Consider the following 17,576-nt stretch of genomic DNA (forward strand, 5'->3'; position numbering starts at 1 on the left):
AAAAAGAGAGGCATTTACACGATTTATGTGAATGTCTCTCCAATAAAGGGCTAAACGTCTATTCAATTTTATAAATATGAAAATACTTCGTTTGTTTTCAGCCATTTAGCTACATAACTTTGAATTGTTCTTGATCGAGACAGGTCGCATCCGAAAAACCTCAATAGAGTAGGAAACAATTCAAAATCATTAAATGTTATGAAAAAAATGTTATTAAAACCTCGCTTTTTTGTGATGATGCTTTCACTAATTATGGTGTCATTATATATTACGAGTTGTCAAACTGACGAAATTGCTAGTGAAGAAGATGCAATTACTGAAACTGCAACAAGCAAAAGTATTCCTTTAGATCCTGATTATATTCCGCCAAACATTCCTAATCGATTCATTGACGATCATTGTGTGGTAAGACTTGCTTATTTATCATACTTGGAGCGTTGTCCTGAAAATGCAGGTGTGGTTTCGTATTGGATTAATGTTAGAAGAACACAAGGCTTTGACGCATTGGCTGCAGGATTTATTTCTTCGCCAGAAGCTAGTCAACGATGGAATTCACGCTATCACCAATACCTAAATAGAAATAATTTAACAAGTTATCAAGTTAACAAAAAAGTATATATCGCATACAGAGGCTTGTTATTAAGAGAGCCAGATGTAAACGGAGGAATTTATTGGACTAATATCTTACGAAACACCAACCTTCGCTTTGTTGCAAATGCAATAGCAAGTTCTCCTGAGTTTGAAAGAAGATTGGCTCGAATTGCTACAGAATGTGCAAACGCAGCAAATCAATGTACTTATTAAAAAAATTGCTTTAAAAAACAGCAACTAGACGTATCTAAATATTACGGAAACAAACATAACATTTACAATATTTTTCATCAATCAAAATTACGAACAGTTGCCGTATAGCGGAATCCGAAAAGCTTATAGAGTAGGAATCATTTCAAAAGTTTATCAATCATGAAAAAACGAAAAATTCAGAAGTTGGGAATTAACAAATCAACAGTTTCTCAACTAACACAAGATTTATTGACGGGTGGAGCGACATATACGTGTCACGGTCATTCTTGTTGTCCAACAGAAGGACCAACATGTGCAAATACGTGCGCAAACACATGTGCTAATACTTGTAATGGTTGTGGGCCAACGGCTGATTGTGCACCAACAATTGGCTGTGGAACCGGAGCACGAACTGTATGTATTTGTCCAACGATACAACTTCCATAAGTTTATTTATTTATTTTATTTATTAACAACGATTGAATGATAATAGAAAGGCTGTCAATATATTGGCGGCCTTTCTTGTTGTGAAGAAGCTGTATAAAAAAGAAGCTCGATCTTACGACCGAGCTCTTTTTTAATTAACCAACCAAAACTTTAAATTATGAAAATCTTTTTTTTCTTAAAGTTGCAAAAGGAAACCACTCGCTTTTGCACTGCAAATGTAAGATGAGAATTTTATTATGCAAGCATAGTATTTTACTTTAACACAATTTTTATATTCACAGCTACATTTTATCGATGATTATTATCAAATATTCAATGTTTTCCTACTTTTAATAACAATTACGCAACATCAATTTTATTTTCCAGATCAAAACACATAAAAAAAGCCCGATCTTACGATCGAGCTCTCTTTTATTTATTAACCAACCAAAACTTTAATTATGAAAATCTCTCTTCTTAAAGTTGCAAAAGGAAACCACTCGCTTTTGCACTGCAAATATAATACGAGAACTATACTATGCAAGCACAGTATTTCACTTTAACACAATTTTTATATTCACAGCTGCACTTTATCGATGATTATTATTGAATATTCAATGTTTTTTAGATTTCACTAAGAAATATTCAACATTTTCACGTTTTTAAAGATTGGCTTTTTTGATTATTTCAAGGTTTTATAGCCTTCTAAATTGGTAATTCCCCAATTTTCTAGCTCTTCTTCACTCCAAAGTGCTGGAAAAAAGATTCTTCTTTGATATTTTGGATGCATGTATTTTTGCCAATCACTTCCACCTGTTGCTTCTGCACTTCCTTTTTCAGAATTTATATACTTCGCAGCAGCATGATAATGGTGCATTACCCAACTAATATTTACAGTATGATCATAATGGCGCATTGCATTGATGAGTGAAGTATCATTTTGATATTCTCTAGGCAATTGCTTAAACTTTGTCCACAAATTGATCGTATTGTATTCTTTCATCCATGCAATCAGTTCTTTTTTGTATTTCGCATCAAAGTTGACCATCAATTTACTGCGTTTCCCCGTTTTATGATCGTTTCCTGCAACTTGCCAATACATATTATTATACGCATGCAAATATGGTGTTTCGCGATCAATGGTTGCTCTAAATCTGTAATCAATTAAATTGATCAGTTCTGTTGATGCAATTTCTATTTTTCGGTATTGTGCCGATTGAAAACCACTAGCAGGTGTTAAGGTATCGCGGAATTTCATGTATTGCTCTACTTCCATTCCGTCTCCCATAATTTCAAAAGAATTGGAAAGCAAATCGAAATAACGACTAATTCGCATTAAATGCATCACAAACTTTTCTGGTAAAATATTTTCTGTGTGTGCTATTTGTTGCATTTCCCACAGAATCATCTTAAATATCAATTCATTTACTTGATGATATATAAGAAACACCATTTCATCTGGCAATTGTGTGCGTTGTGTTTGTAATCCTAAGAGTGCATCTACTTGAATAAAATCCCAGTATTTCATGGGTTCAGCATGCAATAATCCTGAAAGGTGTATATCAGGGTTTTGTCCCATATCCAAATATTTTTTGTCTATGGCGGCGAGTAATTCTTCTCTGGTCATGTTGTTGTTTTTTGGAGAGAAAGGTGTCTGTTTTATATTGAATTGTCATATTGAGCGCAGTCGAAATAGTTTTGAATCAAGAGTTTCTAAGTTCTCGACTGCGCTCGAATTGACATTGTAGTATTATGATTTACAAATGAATCAACCATTTGCAATGATACACATATATACCGTTTTACTTATAAAGTTCCGCGTGCAGCTTGTTCTCTTTCAATAGCTTCAAAGAGTGCTTTAAAGTTTCCTACACCGAATGATTGTGCGCCTTTACGCTGAATTACTTCAAAGAACATCGTTGGTCTGTCAACAATGGTTTTCGTAAAGATTTGCAATAGATATCCTTCTTCATCACGGTCAATTAAGATTCCGTGTTTCCTAAGTTCATCTACATCTTCATCAATATCTCCAACACGTTCTAATAAGTCATCATAATACGTATCTGGAACATATAAGAATTCAACGCCACGTTCACGCATTTGCGAAACCGTTTCAATGATATTATCTGTTGCAACTGCAATATGTTGTACACCTGGACCATTGTAAAAGTCTAAATATTCTTCAATTTGTGATTTCTTTTTTCCTTCTGCAGGTTCGTTGATTGGAAATTTAATTCTACCATTTCCATTACTCATTACTTTACTCATCAACGCGGTGAAATCTGTAGAAATATCATCGTCTGTAAATGAAATAATTTGCGCAAATCCCATCACTTTTGCATAGAATTCACACCATTCTTTCATTTCTCCCCAACCTACGTTTCCTACCATGTGATCGATGAATTTTAGACCGACTGGCTCCGGATTGTAGTGAGATTCCCATTTTGTATATCCTGGCAAAAAGATTCCGTTGTAGTTTTTACGCTCTACAAAGATGTGAACCGTTTCTCCGTACGTATAAATTCCTGAACGCACTACATATCCGTTTTCATCTTCTTCCTTCGTAGGCTCCATATATGGTTTTGCGCCTCTTTTTGTAGTTTCTTCAAATGCTTTTGTGGCATCTTCTACCCAAAGTGCTACTACTTTTACACCATCGCCATGTAAATCGACATGTTCGTTGATTTCGCCACCTTTTCCTAATGGAGTTGTAAGCACTAAGCGAATTTTATCTTGTTTTAATACATACGAAACTCTGTCTTTCAATCCTGTTTCCAATCCTGCATAGGCTTCTGATTGAAAACCGAAGGCTGTTTTGTAGAAATGTGCCGATTGTTTTGCATTTCCAACATACAATTCTACATAGTCAGTTCCTAGTAACGGAAGAAAATCTTCTGCTTCTTCGAATAATTTTTTAAGTCCGTATTCTGTATTTTGTAAATCTTTTAAGTTTTTTATTTCTGCTGCCATCTTTTTAATTTTTTTATGCGTTTTGCGAATTCGTTTTGTGTGTTAATCATTGTGTACATCATTGTACATTTACCACATGGCACGAATTTGCGTTGCAATTTTAGTTCTTTGTTGTGTCATCAGTTCTATGCCTATTCTAACCAAGATTTAAAATAGTCTTCGTCTGCAATTTTCATTGCTTCTTCTGTTACTTGCAATGGCTTGAATGTATCTACCATTACAGCGAGTTCTTCGGTTTCTGTTTGACCAATACTGCGTTCCACTGCGCCAGGATGTGGTCCGTGTGGAATTCCCGCTGGATGCAAGGAAATATGTCCTGCATCAATATCGTTTCGACTCATAAAATCACCATCGACATAGTATAAAACCTCATCACTGTCAATATTGCTATGATTGTATGGCGCTGGAATACTTTGCGGATGATAATCGTACAATCTTGGCACAAATGAGCAGACTACAAAAGCGTCCGTTTCAAATGTTTGATGTACTGGTGGCGGTTGATGAACGCGTCCTGTAATTGGTTCAAAGTCATGAATTGAAAAAGCATACGGATAGTTATATCCATCGTAACCAATAACATCAAACGGATGCGTAGCGTAGACCATTTCAAAAATATCACCTTGCTTTTTTACTTTGATGAGAAAGTCTCCTTTTTCATCATTCGTTTCCAATTCATACGGTCTTCTGATATCGCGTTCACAAAATGGTGAATGTTCTAAGAGTTGACCAAACCAGTTTCTATAGCGTTTTGGCGTATATATTGGTCGGTATGATTCTACGATGAATAATCGGTTATCGTCTGTATCAAAATCTAGTTTGTAAATCACACCACGCGGCACTAACAAATAATCTCCATATTTGAAATCAAGATTCCCCAACATCGTGCGGAGTTTTCCAGTTCCTTTATGAATAAAGATAAGTTCGTCTGCGTCTGTGTTTTTATAAAAATAATCGCGTGTAGATTCTTGCGGAGCAGCCAAAATGATATTGCAATCGCTATTGGTTAAGACTACTTTTCTGCTTTCTAAATAATCTGCTTCTGGCGGCACTTGAAATCCGCGGAAGCGATACGACTGCATATTATTCGCTTTGGCAACTTTGGGTTTTACACTGTATTGCTTGCGAATTTCTTTGACTTGCGTAGGTCTGTGTTCGTGGTAACTGTTCGTTGACATTCCATCAAAACCGATGGTTCCAAAAAGTTGTTCGTAATATAAATCGCCGTTTGGCTTTCTAAAAATGGTGTGTCGTTTTGGTGGAATATTTCCTAATTTATGATAAAAAGGCATATTGTTATTTTTTTGTAATCGTAAAAATGATGTGATAAGATATAGAAAAATGTGAAGAGTTAGGCTCACATTTAGCAAAAAAACAACGCTGTCTTATTCAGGATTTCGCTTGATAAGATAGTGTAAATGCGCTAGTAAGTCGTTCCAAAAAGGTTTCACTTGTATAAATTTAGCAGATGATTTTTCTTCATCTGTACACAAATATCGTAATTATTTGGAGATTTTTTATGATAGAAATCATGTTTGGTGCTTTTTCGATGTAAAATCGAGTACATTTTCACACTAAAACCAAAATCCAATACTAAAAAACAAGGTGTCTTTTTCAATGTCTGGCGACCATGAATATTTGACTTGCAACGGACCAAAAAAGGTTTCTAATCCATATCCTAAGGAATATCCATTGAAGTCTGGAATGGAAAACCACTCGCCAGTATCAAAGATATTTTCTCCTGCATTGGCATAGTTTGCCGTGATATTTAAGTGATGTTTTGGCAAAAAGTTAAAATCTAACGTAGCAGTTCCTTTTACAAAACTATCTCCCGCAAAACTTAGAAAGTCGTATCCTAAAAAAGGAATATAATTGTTGATAAAGTTATTCCCAAAACCACCTAATACAAAATCTAAAGAGGTTGTACCTGGCTCTCCTAGTTTAAAACCACCTTCCGATGAAATGTTTAACGACAGATTGCCAAATAATGGTGTTGCGTATCCAATTTTTGCTCTTGCCAATGAAAATGGTTCAAAGTTTTTGTTGTAATCGGTAGAGTAGAGATACCAGTGAAAGTCTCCAGAGAAGAATACTCCTTTTGAAGGGAAATATTTATTGTCATATGTATCAAGTTTCAAGAACCCGAAAGCACTTCCAAAATCACTTCGTTCAAAGATTGTTTCTTCTTCGTTTTCGCCGCTAATTGTTTCAGAATCTATTCGTAAACGTTTGTGTTCTGCTCCAATACCAAATACAAATTCTTCTCGCATTACGGTTTGAATATATAATTGGTTGGTAAAATCGGAAACTTCTACGTCAATTCTATTTAAATTCGGATTGGTAGTATCATCGGAAATTAAATCATAATTAACGCCACGTTCAAAGGTATTGAAACGCGATTTGATCCCAATACTCCAGTAATACCCTTTGTCAATATAATACTCAAAATTGTAGCGAATATTGTCACCAATAATGAAATCTAGAGAAGCAACATCGTTTTTAAATAGTAGTTTTTTCTTCGTCACATTGATCAAACCTGCTGTTTTGTAGACATCATCATAATGTGCTGCCAAACGTAAAAACATCGTGTTTGGCTTTTCTCGCAAGTTGAGAATCATATCATCTTTGCCATCACTACTTTTTACTCTTTTGTATCGAATTCCTGTAAAGTTTCCGGTGGCAGCCAAATTTCCAATCCCTTCTGTAAATTTTTTGAACGATATTTTTCCAGGTGTTTTAAAACGAAGTTTCCCTCGCACATACGAACGTGGAAAGTTTTCAATCCCGCTCCCACGTAAGTGAATATAATTAATATCAATAGAATCTTTTCGTTTTACAGGCAATATGTTGCGCTTTTGTTGCTGCTGTTCAGCAATCGATTTTAACGCTTTTACTTGCGCTCTTCCTCCAGCCTCTCCTCTTTCTATAAGCTCGCGTCCTTTATCGAAAGCAATCACTGAAAAACCATCAATATTGGGACGAATGTACACATCCGTCTGCTTGCCTTTCACCTTCATAGCGTTGATGGTACGGAAGTTATTGATTTGCGTTAGAATGCTTGGCGCTGATTGTAATTTTTTCCTATCTGCCAAACCATCTTGTACATCGACACCAATAATAATGTCTACATTTTTCGCTTTAATTTCGTCAATTGGATAGTTATTGGTAACACCGCCATCAATCAATAATTTATCGCCCATTGGAATGGGTTCAAATAAAGAGGGAAACGCGCCACTCGCTGTAATGGCATCTGGTAAATATCCTGTTTCTAAGATTACTTGTTCGCCTTTTTCAATATCAGAAGCAATACAGAGAAACGGTATTGGTAATTTACTAAAATCATCTATATTTTCTACATGCAATAGCAATTCTGCCAGTTTGTTATATACATTTTGTCCTTTGGAAATAGACGATGGAAAACTGACTTTAAAGCTATCAAATGGCAAGGTAATCGCATAACGTTCGGCATCTTCTTTTTCGTAAAACGTTTTGGCAGAACGCGGCAATTCGTCTTGAATGAGTACGTTTAAATCTGTTTTTTTAAAGATGGAATCAATTTGTTCTCCTGTATAACCTGAAGAGTAGAGCGAACCAATAATGGCTCCCATGCTCGTTCCGCCCACATAATCGACTCGAATTCCTAGGCTATCAATGATCTTTAAAGCGCCAATATGTGCCAAACCTTTTGCGCCACCACCACTGAGAACTAAACCGACTTTTAGATCGCGCTTTTCCTGTTTTTCTTGAGCGAAAACCGTAATGAAACTGAGCATTGCTATGCAGATGAATATCCATCGCTTCATGATTTGGGCATTATTTTTTATGAAAGTTATCGTATATTTTTTTTGCTCTACTGTGACCAACAACTGCTGAAATTTCTTCGAGTGATGCTGTTGAGATTCGTTTGACTGATTTGAACTTTTTTAGGAGTTCTACAATCGTTTTTTCGCCAATTCCCGCAATGGTTTCCAGCTCTGAATTTAACGCACTATTGCTTCTTTTATTTCGATGGAATGTAATTCCGAATCGGTGCGCCTCATTTCGCAAATGCTGAATAATTTTGAGCGATTCACTTTTTTTATCTAGATACAACGGAATGGAATCGCCTGGATAGTATATTTCTTCCAAACGTTTTGCAATTCCGATGATGGCAATTTTTCCACGTAAATTTAAGACATCTAAACTTTTTAACGCGGAAGAAAGCTGTCCTTTTCCTCCATCAATGACAATTAATTGTGGCAAAGGCTGTTCTTCTTCCACCAAACGCTTGTAGCGGCGATATACGACTTCTTCCATTGACGCAAAATCGTCCGGACCTACTACGGTTTTTATGTTAAAATGTCGGTATTCTTTTTTGCTCGGTTTTCCATTTTTAAACACTACACAAGCTGCCACAGGATGTGTTCCTTGAATGTTGGAATTATCAAAACACTCAATATGTCGTGGTTCTTCAGAGAGACGTAAATCTTTTTTCATTTGCGACATGATACGATTTACATGCTTGTCTGGATCAGTGAGTTTTATTTGCTTGAACCGTTCCATTCTGTGATATTTCGCGTTTCGCAATGATAAGTCGAGAATGCGCTTTTTGTCTCCAAGTTTTGGAATCGTGATTTTGAATTTTTCGCCCACTTCGACTTCAAAAGGCACATAGAGTTCTTTGGAATTTGTTTGGAAACGTTGGTGAATTTCTGTGATGGCTAATTCTAACAGTTCTTTGTCTGTTTCTTCTAGTTTTTTCTTGATTTCCATTGTGTGCGAACGTACAATGGAACCTAAGGAAAGTTGCAAAAAGTTGATATAGCCAAAGCTTTCATCTGAAATGATAGAAAAGACATCTACATTGTTAATTTTTGGATTGACAATGGTAGATTTTGCCTGATAGTTTTCTAAGATTTCTACTTTTTCCTTGACTTTTTGTGCTTCTTCGAATTCCATCGCTTCTGCATGTGCTTTCATTTGCGCTTTGAATTCCTGCAAGGAATCTTTGAAGTTTCCTTTTAGTATTTTACGAATGGCCATGATTTGCTCATCGTAACTTTGGATTGTTTGATAGCCTTCGCACGGACCCAAACAGTTACCTAAGTGATATTCGAGACAGACTTTGTATTTGCCTGCGCTTATTTTTTCTTGTGATAAGTCGTAATTACAAGTTCGCAACGGATAGAGTCCTTTGATAAGATCTAAGAGTGTTCGAACTGTTTTTACACTCGTATATGGACCAAAGTATTCCGAACCATCTTTGATGACTCTACGGGTTTGAAACACTCTTGGAAAACGTTCATTTTTGATGCAAATCCACGGATACGACTTGTCGTCTTTTAGCAATACATTGTAGCGTGGTTGGTATTTTTTGATCAGATTATTTTCCAGTAACAAAGCATCTGTTTCCGTAGCCACAATAATGTGTTTCATGGAAGCAATCTTTTTGACGAGCACGCGTGTTTTACCATATTCATGATTTTTGGTAAAATAGGAGGAGACTCGTTTTTTTAGATTCTTTGCTTTTCCTACATACAATAACTTTCCATCTTTATCATAGTATTGATAAACACCAGGATTGGTTGGTAAGGTTTTGAGTTGTAATTGTAGGGTTTCGGTCATTTTTTGGTCTTGGGTCTTGGGTGTTAGGTTTTAGGTTGGTTTGTCTTTTTGTTGTTTTTGTTAATTTGTTTTTTGAAAATACTTTTACATTTTGCGGTTTTATATTTTATATTTTCAATTTGTTATTTTTTTGAGTTTTCTTTTTTTTCTATGAAATTTTCTATAAAATTTTTGTGATGGTTTGCTAGATCTTGATTTATACTTTTTGCTTTCTTATCAGATAATAACATTCCATAAGGATAAGTCATTTCTTCTTTAAATCTATTCTGACTTGTCTCAATTGTAAGTTCATATTCTGATCTTTTAAATTCTATAATAACATGAATATTAAAGTTTACTTCGTAACCTATAATCTTTAAATATCTGAAATCTAAGTTGATTTTATACTTATGTTTTCCTAATGGATTCAAAAAATCAGAACCTTCACTAATAGACGTTCCGTCTTTATTATAATATTCTGCAGTATCTTCATAAAATGATTTAAATAGTTTCTCTTGATACTGCTTTAGATTTTCATAAAATGGCAAGAATGAATTAGAAATAATTTTTCTTATTTCTTCATCAGTTTTAATTATATACTTTCTTTCATTTATTATCTCAAACTTACTTTTAAGCAATGCTACTTCTTTAACTATATCATCCGCTTCCTCAATATTTTCTCCTTTCGCACCAGCAATCATTAATTCTAAAGAATGCACTAAATTTTGTGCAATGTACTGGATAAAGGCTTCTATATTTCCTGAATCCGCTAAACGTAAAGCTGCAAAATAGTTTTCCTTGTCTTGTGTTTTGATGATGGTTGGTGGAAAACCATATTTCATCAATACAAAATTCATAATGATTCTAGCAGTTCTTCCATTACCATCATCAAACGGGTGAATTCGGATGAATTTATAGTGAAATTCTGCCGCTAGTAATATTGGATTTACGGTTTCTTCTGCAATTTTATCACGATACCAATTGAGTAAATCAGTCATTTTTGCAGGTGTTTCTTCTGGAGTTGCAAATCGGAAGATTTCTCCTGTAACCGTTTCTACATGATTGGGTGTTTTTTTGTATTCACCTACATGCACTTTTTTTTTGGTTGGTTTCCCTTCTGAAGTTTTAGCATCAACTTCGTATGGCTCTTTCAGTAATAATGTGTGAATTTGTCGAATAAAGTTTTCTGTAAGTGGACGATCGCCCTTAACCATATCCAACACCCAATTGATGGCTTCATTGTGTCCTGTAACCTCAATATGATCTTTAAGTGGTTTTCCTTGTGCTGTAATATTGAAAAGTAATAACGCTTTTGTTTCTCCGTATGTCAACGTATTACCCTCTAAATGATTTGAATGGTAATTCCAATCCAAGCGAAATTTTTGCATAATAATTGCTTCCCTTTCAGCATCGATTGGTCGTAACGAATCTAATTCATTTTTAAGTGCTACCGCTTTTTTTAATTCTTCCATACTACAATTCGTGCTAACAAAGTTACTTGCAATTATTCCAAAAACAAAGGAATAGTATTGTCACATCTAATTTACAATTTTTTATTTTTGCTGTAAACCTTTTATGATGTCAAAATCTGTCTTACGGAAGAAATATAAAGCAATGCGAAATGAACTAACAATCCAACAGTTAGATGATTTTAGTATTGCCATTGCTAATAATTTATTGAAGCTTCCTATTTGGGAAAAGCGCTATTATCATTTGTTTTTGACGATTGCTGAACAGAAAGAGATTGACACCGAGTTTATTTTGAATATTCTCGCGGGAAAAGACAAAGATATTATTCTTTCTAAAAGTGATTTTGAAGATAGTTCAATGACACATTTTCTGCTTACCGATACTACTAAAATTAGAAAGAACGCATATAACATTCCTGAGCCAGTCGATGGAATTGAAGTTCCTTCTACCAAAATTGATGTGGTCTTTGTGCCTTTGTTAGCGTATGATTCAAACGGAAATCGAATTGGTTACGGAAAAGGGTTTTACGATCGCTTTTTAGCAGAATGTAAAGAAAACGTGATTAAAATTGGACTTTCTTTTTTTCCACCAGAAGAAACTTTACTTACAGTAGATTCCACAGATATCGGATTGGATTTTTGTGTAACGCCTGAGCAGGTTTTTGAGTTTTAATACGTATTATTAGTAAATCCCAGTATATTCTTCTTGTGCTGTAGCTTTACCGCTTTCGTCATCTGACTTTTCTTCTTCCTTCTTCTTTTTAGGAAATGCTTTTTTGTTAAAGATGATTAATAAGGCAACTCCAATGGTAATTGCAGAATCGGCAATGTTGAATACTGGCGCAAAGAATCGTAAGCGATCGCCGCCAAGCCAAGGCGTCCATTCTGGCCAGGTTGTATCAATTAACGGAAAGTGAAGCATATCTACTACATGTCCGTGAAATACAGACGCATAACCGCCAGCTTCTGGTAAAAAGGTTGCTACTTGCCCATCACTTGCACTGAAGATGATTCCATAAAAAACAGAATCGATAATATTTCCTAAAGCTCCTGTAAAGATGAGCGAAATGGCGATAATGAGAATGCGAGAACTCTGTTTTTTTACCGCATCATACAACCAATATCCGATAGCTGTAATAGCAAATAAACGGAATAAGGTTAGGAATAGTTTTCCGTAACTTCCCGGAATTTCTGCTCCCCAAGCCATTCCTTTGTTTTCTACAAAAAGAATTTTAAACCAACTAAATACTTCAACTTCTTCTCCTAGGACAAAGTTGGTTTTGATATATATTTTACTGATTTGATCGATTAATAAGACCAAAACAATGATTCCAATAGCTTTTTTTAATGACATGTGTCGTACAATTTTCGTTTGAAAATAATTGCCCGCTAAAATAATAATATTTTATCCGTTATCAGCAGAATATGTAATCTTTCCGTTGTTAGCTTTCAATTCTACTTTTTTCCCTTTTTCATAGAAGGCCTGTTCTCGGTCTGATTTTGTTTCAAAAGTTGGCAATTTTTGTTTGATGTAATGAATGTTTCCTTTTTTGGTTTGTATGATTGCTTCGGCTTCTAATTCGTCGAGTGTATAGTTACCAGAGATTAATAATCCCCAGAATTTTTTATAGCTTCCTTTCACATATACTTGGGTTTCATCGCCTTCTAACTGCACTTTGAGGTGTTTGGGAATGTGTATATTCATGGTAATGGAAAATACTTTGTGCGCGCTTAACTTATCGTTTGGCAACTCAAAATCTTCCGCTAATTGACAGGAAAGTTGTAATTCTTTGTTTTTGGTAGCAGTAATCACATTGACATCTCGATAATATTCACCTTCCATCTTGGTTTCAATCTTGATAACTTTTGCATTGGTACTGTAGATATTGAGTTGAAATACTTTTGCCGTATTGACACGAATTTCTTCTATATCGTGAATTGCAATAGTTTGCTGCGTTATTTTTTGCGCAACACATACCGTTGCGATGTATAAAAAAAAGTATGTGATGTAGGTAGTTTTAATGACCGTTTTCTTTTAAAGTATTTTTATTCGGCAAACACTTCATAATGTGTTACTTTTTCTTCAAATTCAAGCAAATAGTCTTTATCTTTTGGGTAATACTTGGCAATTTCATAATCGTCTCCTGCGAAGTTTTTGATGACTTCTATGTTTTCCCAAAAAGTGATTAGGTTGAAATGTGCAACGTCTCCTTCTATGCGTCTTAGAAAGGTTAGTTTTATAAAGCCTTCTGTTTTTTGATAATCAGGAATTGCCTTCGTTTTCATGAAGTCAGTATATGCTTCATAATCTGCTGCATTAGTTGTTCCGTGCCAAATTCTCGCGATCATATTTCAGTTTTTCCTTTATTAATTTCTATAGATTCGAAGACTTATTTCTAAAATTGACTAAACAAAAAAAGCGCTCTGTGAGCGCTCTTTATAAAGTATATAGCTTTTATTTTTGCATATTTTTTGCCTCGATGCTTAATGTTGCATGAGGAACAAGCTTTAAACGTTCTGGATTGATCAATTTTCCAGTTACTCGACAAATTCCGTATGTTTTATTTTCAATACGAATGATTGCATTTTTAAGATCGCGAATAAACTTTTCTTGACGAATTGCCAATTGCATATTCTTTTCCTTAGACATTGTGGTAGATCCTTCTTCAAAAGCCTTGAATGTTGGCGACGTATCATCTGTACCATTGTTATGGTCGTTCATGTACGCGCTTTTTAATAATTCTAAGTCTTTTTGCGACTGTTCTATCTTATCTAGTAAAATCTGCTTGAACTCTGCAAGCTGCTTGTCTGAGTATCTGATTTTTGTATCTTCCATGGTGTACTACATTTTTTTAATAAACAATACGGTATTCACTTCATCGAAAGCAATTTCTGTACCATTTTCTAGTTGATCTACGAATTCTAATTTGGCTGTCAACGTTTCCGTTGTCAGATAGTCCAAATTGCTATTGATAGCATCGACTAAATGTTCATCTTTTTGTAGTGTTACGTGGATTTTATCCGTGACTTCAAACCCAGAATCTTTACGCGCATTTTGAATTCTATTTACAAGTTCTCTTGTAATTCCTTCTTTTCGCAATTCATCAGTTATGGTAACATCTAACGCTACGGTAATTCCTCCCGAATTGGCTACTAACCAACCTTCTATATCTTGAGAAGTGATCTCCACTTCTGTAATCTCTAAAATACTACTTTTTCCGTTAATTTCTACAGGGATTTTACCTGTTTTTTCAATTTCTGCGATTTCTTCTTGTCCAAACTGCATTATCACTGCCGCAGCCGCCTTCATATCTTTTCCAAATTTTGGTCCTAAGACTTTGAAATTTGGCTTTATTTGCTTGACTAATATTCCTGAAGCATCGTCTAAGAGTTCTACTTCTTTTACGTTTACTTCCGACTTGATTAGTTCGGCAACAGCCATAATTTCAGCTTTCGTTTCTGCATCCAATACAGGAATCATAATACGCTGTAACGGTTGGCGCACTTTTATCTTCTCTTTAGCTCTTAACGATAATACTAAGGAAGATATTGTTTGCGCATTTTCCATTTTACGTTCTAACGATTTGTCAATGAACGATTCGTCATACGTTGGAAATTGAGCTAAATGTACACTTTCAAAGTTTTCTTTGCCTGTTGCTTGCGTTAAATCTTTGTAAAGTCTGTCCATATAGAAAGGCGCAATTGGCGCTCCTAATTTGGCAACAGTTGCCATACACGTGTATAATGTTTGGTATGCTGATATTTTATCGTGTTGATAGTCACCTTTCCAGTATCTTCTTCTACTTAAACGCACAAACCAGTTACTTAGATTTTCTTGTACAAATTCTGAAATCGCTCTTGCCGCTCTTGTTGGCTCGTAATCTGCATAGCTTTCATCTACATTTTTGATGAGTGTATGTAATTCTGAAAGTATCCAACGATCAATTTCTGGACGTTCTGCTAATGGAATTTCGGCTTCACTATAGGTAAAGTTGTCAATATTCGCATATAAACAGAAGAATGAATATGTGTTGTATAACGTTCCAAAGAATTTACGACGTACTTCCGCGATTCCTTCTAGGTCAAATTTTAAGTTGTCCCAAGGATTTGCATTCGAAATCATGTACCAACGTGTCGCATCTGGTCCGTAAGTGTCTAATGTTGTAAATGGATCTACAGTATTTCCTAAACTTTTAGACATTTTTTGCCCATTTTTATCTAATACCAAACCGTTTGATACTACATTTTTATAGGCAACCGAATCAAATACCATGGTTCCTATCGCGTGAAGCGTGTAAAACCAACCACGGGTTTGATCGACACCTTCTGCAATAAAGTTGGCAGGATAATTTTCGTTGTTGTCTATGAGTTCTTTGTTTTCAAACGGATAGTGCCATTGTGCATACGGCATCGAACCTGAGTCAAACCAAACGTCAATTAAATCACTTTCACGCTTCATAGGTTTTCCTGAAGGAGAAACCAACGTAATTTGATCTACAATATGTTTGTGTAAGTCTACTTTTTCATAGTTTTCTTCAGACATATTTCCAACTTCAAAAGAAGCATATACATCTTTAGTTTCTACACCAGCATCAATTGCTTTTCTAATTTCCGCTTTGAGCTCTTCCAAAGAACCAATCATTAGTTCTTCTTTTCCATCTTCTGTTCGCCAGATTGGTAACGGGATTCCCCAAAAACGCGATCTGGATAAGTTCCAATCGTTTGCACCCGCAATCCAATTTCCAAAACGTCCTTCACCTGTTGATTTTGGTTTCCAATTTATGGTTTTATTTAAGCCGTGCATTCTATCTTTAACATCCGTAATTTTGATAAACCAAGAATCTAATGGATAGTATAAAATTGGTTTGTTTGTACGCCAGCAATGTGGATAACTATGGACATATTTTTCAACCTTAAAGGCTTTGTTTTCAGTTTTTAGCTTGATGGCCAATTCAACATCCATTGATTTTTCTGGAGCTTCGCCTTCGGCATAGTATTCATTCTTTACATATTTCCCTCCAAATTCGCCCATTTCTGGTCTAAAACGTCCTTGTAAGTCTACAAGTGGCGCAGGATTCCCTTCTTCATCTAAGACTAATAGTGGTGGAACTTCTGGTGTTGCTTCTTTGGCAACCTTTGCATCGTCTGCTCCAAATGTTGGTGCTGTATGTACGATTCCTGTTCCATCTTCTGTAGTCACAAAATCTCCAGAGATCACTCTAAAGGCATTTTCAGGATTTTGATATGGTAATGCGTACTCTAGCAATTGTTCATACTTGATTCCTACTAAGTCTTTTCCTTTGTGTTCGCTTGTTATTAAATATGGTATTTTTTTATCTCCTTGTTGGTATGCTGCTAATTCTTCTTGCGTTTCTACTTTGGCAACTTTTTTACCTGAGAATTGTTTTCCAACTAAATTCTTTGCCAATACGACATTGATGGGTTCAAATGTGTACTGGTTGTATGATTTTACAACTACATAATCGATTTTTGGACCAACCGTTAGTGCTGTGTTTGAAGGCAACGTCCAAGGTGTTGTCGTCCAAGCCAAGAAATGCAAATCACCATCTATATTTTGTAATGCTTCTGGCAAGGTTTCTTTGATGGTTTTAAACTGCGCAACTACAGTTGTATCAGTTACATCTTGATATGCTCCAGGCTGGTTTACTTCATGCGAACTTAATCCTGTTCCTGCTTTTGGTGAATATGGCTGGATCGTATAGCCTTTGTACATCAAATCTTTGTTATAGATTTGCTTTAGCAACCACCAAACGCTTTCCATGTATTTAGGCTTGTAAGTAATGTATGGAGTTTCCATATCTACCCAATATCCAGCTTTTCTGGTCATATTGTTCCAGATATCAGTATAACGCATTACGGCTTCTTTACAAGCTTCATTATACTCATCTACAGATATTTTTCCACCAATATCTTCTTTGGTAATTCCAAGTTCCTTTTCTACTTTAAGTTCTACTGGAAGTCCGTGTGTATCCCAACCAGCTTTACGCTTTACTTGGTATCCTTTTTGCGTTTTGTAACGGCAGAAAATATCTTTAATAGCTCTTGCCAATACGTGGTGAATACCTGGTAATCCATTTGCTGAAGGTGGTCCTTCAAAAAACACAAATGATTCAGCACCTTCACGTGAGGTTATACTTTTTTCAAAGATGTCGTTTTCTTCCCAATAGCTGAGTATTTCTTCAGCAACTACGGGTAAGTTTAGTCCTTTGTACTCTGTAAATTTGTTAGCCATTTTTTCTGCTCTGTATTGAATTTGCGAAATTAATGAATTTCATTGAATTGTAATGTGTTAAATAAAAAAAGACCACTTGGTTTTCAAGTGGTCTT

14 protein-coding genes are annotated in these 17,576 nt (G+C 35.3%); 3 read left to right on the top strand and 11 right to left on the bottom strand.

What is annotated here, in order from left to right; all coding sequences use genetic code 11:
* The first annotated feature begins 198 nt into the window (after positions 1 to 198).
* Complete coding sequence (locus tag Q0845_RS03725) at positions 199 to 804, top strand: hypothetical protein (protein ID WP_298509368.1); 606 nt, start codon at positions 199 to 201, stop codon at positions 802 to 804.
* 159 nt (positions 805 to 963) lie between these two features.
* Complete coding sequence (locus Q0845_RS03730) at positions 964 to 1,230, top strand: hypothetical protein (RefSeq protein WP_298509371.1); 267 nt, start codon at positions 964 to 966, stop codon at positions 1,228 to 1,230.
* A gap of 661 nt (positions 1,231 to 1,891) precedes the next feature.
* Here the strand turns inward: Q0845_RS03730 and Q0845_RS03735 are convergent.
* From Q0845_RS03735 to Q0845_RS03760, 6 genes are all read right to left on the bottom strand, one after another.
* Entirely contained in the window at positions 1,892 to 2,836 is a 945-nt protein-coding gene (locus Q0845_RS03735) for a tryptophan 2,3-dioxygenase family protein (protein WP_298509374.1), read from the bottom strand.
* Positions 2,837 to 3,015: 179 nt separating this feature from the next.
* The gene (gene hppD, locus Q0845_RS03740) at positions 3,016 to 4,179 is read right to left on the bottom strand and encodes a 4-hydroxyphenylpyruvate dioxygenase (protein ID WP_298509377.1); all 1,164 of its coding nucleotides are present in this window, start codon (positions 4,177 to 4,179) and stop codon (positions 3,016 to 3,018) included.
* 131 nt (positions 4,180 to 4,310) lie between these two features.
* Positions 4,311 to 5,468, bottom strand: a complete 1,158-nt coding sequence (locus Q0845_RS03745) for a homogentisate 1,2-dioxygenase (protein ID WP_298509380.1) — start codon at positions 5,466 to 5,468, stop codon at positions 4,311 to 4,313.
* A gap of 282 nt (positions 5,469 to 5,750) precedes the next feature.
* Positions 5,751 to 7,979 (bottom strand): patatin-like phospholipase family protein, encoded by a 2,229-nt coding sequence (locus tag Q0845_RS03750; protein WP_298509382.1) that lies wholly within the window; start codon positions 7,977 to 7,979, stop codon positions 5,751 to 5,753.
* 10 nt (positions 7,980 to 7,989) lie between these two features.
* On the bottom strand, positions 7,990 to 9,780 hold the full coding sequence (gene uvrC, locus Q0845_RS03755; RefSeq protein WP_298509385.1) for an excinuclease ABC subunit UvrC: 1,791 nt from the start codon (positions 9,778 to 9,780) through the stop codon (positions 7,990 to 7,992).
* 122 nt (positions 9,781 to 9,902) lie between these two features.
* Positions 9,903 to 11,231: a Fic family protein gene (locus Q0845_RS03760; protein ID WP_298509388.1), complete on the bottom strand. Its 1,329-nt coding sequence runs from the start codon at positions 11,229 to 11,231 to the stop codon at positions 9,903 to 9,905.
* Between the two features lie 106 nt (positions 11,232 to 11,337).
* Between Q0845_RS03760 and Q0845_RS03765 the strand changes: the two genes are divergently transcribed.
* Entirely contained in the window at positions 11,338 to 11,901 is a 564-nt protein-coding gene (locus tag Q0845_RS03765) for a 5-formyltetrahydrofolate cyclo-ligase (RefSeq protein ID WP_298509908.1), read from the top strand.
* A 9-nt stretch (positions 11,902 to 11,910) separates the two neighbouring features.
* Here the strand turns inward: Q0845_RS03765 and Q0845_RS03770 are convergent, their stop codons facing one another.
* The 5 genes from Q0845_RS03770 to ileS form a co-directional block, all read right to left on the bottom strand.
* Complete coding sequence (locus tag Q0845_RS03770) at positions 11,911 to 12,582, bottom strand: lipoprotein signal peptidase (protein ID WP_298509391.1); 672 nt, start codon at positions 12,580 to 12,582, stop codon at positions 11,911 to 11,913.
* Between the two features lie 51 nt (positions 12,583 to 12,633).
* Positions 12,634 to 13,071, bottom strand: coding sequence for a hypothetical protein (locus Q0845_RS03775; RefSeq protein WP_298509393.1), 438 nt, complete (start codon positions 13,069 to 13,071; stop codon positions 12,634 to 12,636).
* A 203-nt stretch (positions 13,072 to 13,274) separates the two neighbouring features.
* Positions 13,275 to 13,577, bottom strand: a complete 303-nt coding sequence (locus Q0845_RS03780) for an antibiotic biosynthesis monooxygenase (protein ID WP_298509396.1) — start codon at positions 13,575 to 13,577, stop codon at positions 13,275 to 13,277.
* A 106-nt stretch (positions 13,578 to 13,683) separates the two neighbouring features.
* Positions 13,684 to 14,064 (bottom strand): TraR/DksA C4-type zinc finger protein, encoded by a 381-nt coding sequence (locus tag Q0845_RS03785; RefSeq protein WP_298509399.1) that lies wholly within the window; start codon positions 14,062 to 14,064, stop codon positions 13,684 to 13,686.
* A 6-nt stretch (positions 14,065 to 14,070) separates the two neighbouring features.
* Positions 14,071 to 17,481: an isoleucine--tRNA ligase gene (gene ileS, locus Q0845_RS03790; protein WP_298509400.1), complete on the bottom strand. Its 3,411-nt coding sequence runs from the start codon at positions 17,479 to 17,481 to the stop codon at positions 14,071 to 14,073.
* Positions 17,482 to 17,576 lie beyond the last annotated feature (95 nt).

Origin of the sequence: uncultured Kordia sp., from assembly GCF_947489565.1 — a bacterium.
Lineage (GTDB): Bacteria > Bacteroidota > Bacteroidia > Flavobacteriales > Flavobacteriaceae > Kordia.

Bases quoted from the DNA above. Each gene is read 5' to 3' on its own strand.
- Q0845_RS03725 (WP_298509368.1), top strand. From the start codon at position 199: ATGAAAAAAATGTTATTAAAACCTCGCTTTTTTGTGATGATGCTTTCA.
- Q0845_RS03730 (WP_298509371.1), top strand. From the start codon at position 964: ATGAAAAAACGAAAAATTCAGAAGTTGGGAATTAACAAATCAACAGTT.
- Q0845_RS03735 (WP_298509374.1), bottom strand. From the start codon at position 2,836: ATGACCAGAGAAGAATTACTCGCCGCCATAGACAAAAAATATTTGGAT.
- hppD (WP_298509377.1), bottom strand. From the start codon at position 4,179: ATGGCAGCAGAAATAAAAAACTTAAAAGATTTACAAAATACAGAATAC.
- Q0845_RS03745 (WP_298509380.1), bottom strand. From the start codon at position 5,468: ATGCCTTTTTATCATAAATTAGGAAATATTCCACCAAAACGACACACC.
- Q0845_RS03750 (WP_298509382.1), bottom strand. From the start codon at position 7,979: ATGAAGCGATGGATATTCATCTGCATAGCAATGCTCAGTTTCATTACG.
- uvrC (WP_298509385.1), bottom strand. From the start codon at position 9,780: ATGACCGAAACCCTACAATTACAACTCAAAACCTTACCAACCAATCCT.
- Q0845_RS03760 (WP_298509388.1), bottom strand. From the start codon at position 11,231: ATGGAAGAATTAAAAAAAGCGGTAGCACTTAAAAATGAATTAGATTCG.
- Q0845_RS03765 (WP_298509908.1), top strand. From the start codon at position 11,338: ATGTCAAAATCTGTCTTACGGAAGAAATATAAAGCAATGCGAAATGAA.
- Q0845_RS03770 (WP_298509391.1), bottom strand. From the start codon at position 12,582: ATGTCATTAAAAAAAGCTATTGGAATCATTGTTTTGGTCTTATTAATC.
- Q0845_RS03775 (WP_298509393.1), bottom strand. From the start codon at position 13,071: ATGGAAGGTGAATATTATCGAGATGTCAATGTGATTACTGCTACCAAA.
- Q0845_RS03780 (WP_298509396.1), bottom strand. From the start codon at position 13,577: ATGATCGCGAGAATTTGGCACGGAACAACTAATGCAGCAGATTATGAA.
- Q0845_RS03785 (WP_298509399.1), bottom strand. From the start codon at position 14,064: ATGGAAGATACAAAAATCAGATACTCAGACAAGCAGCTTGCAGAGTTC.
- ileS (WP_298509400.1), bottom strand. From the start codon at position 17,481: ATGGCTAACAAATTTACAGAGTACAAAGGACTAAACTTACCCGTAGTT.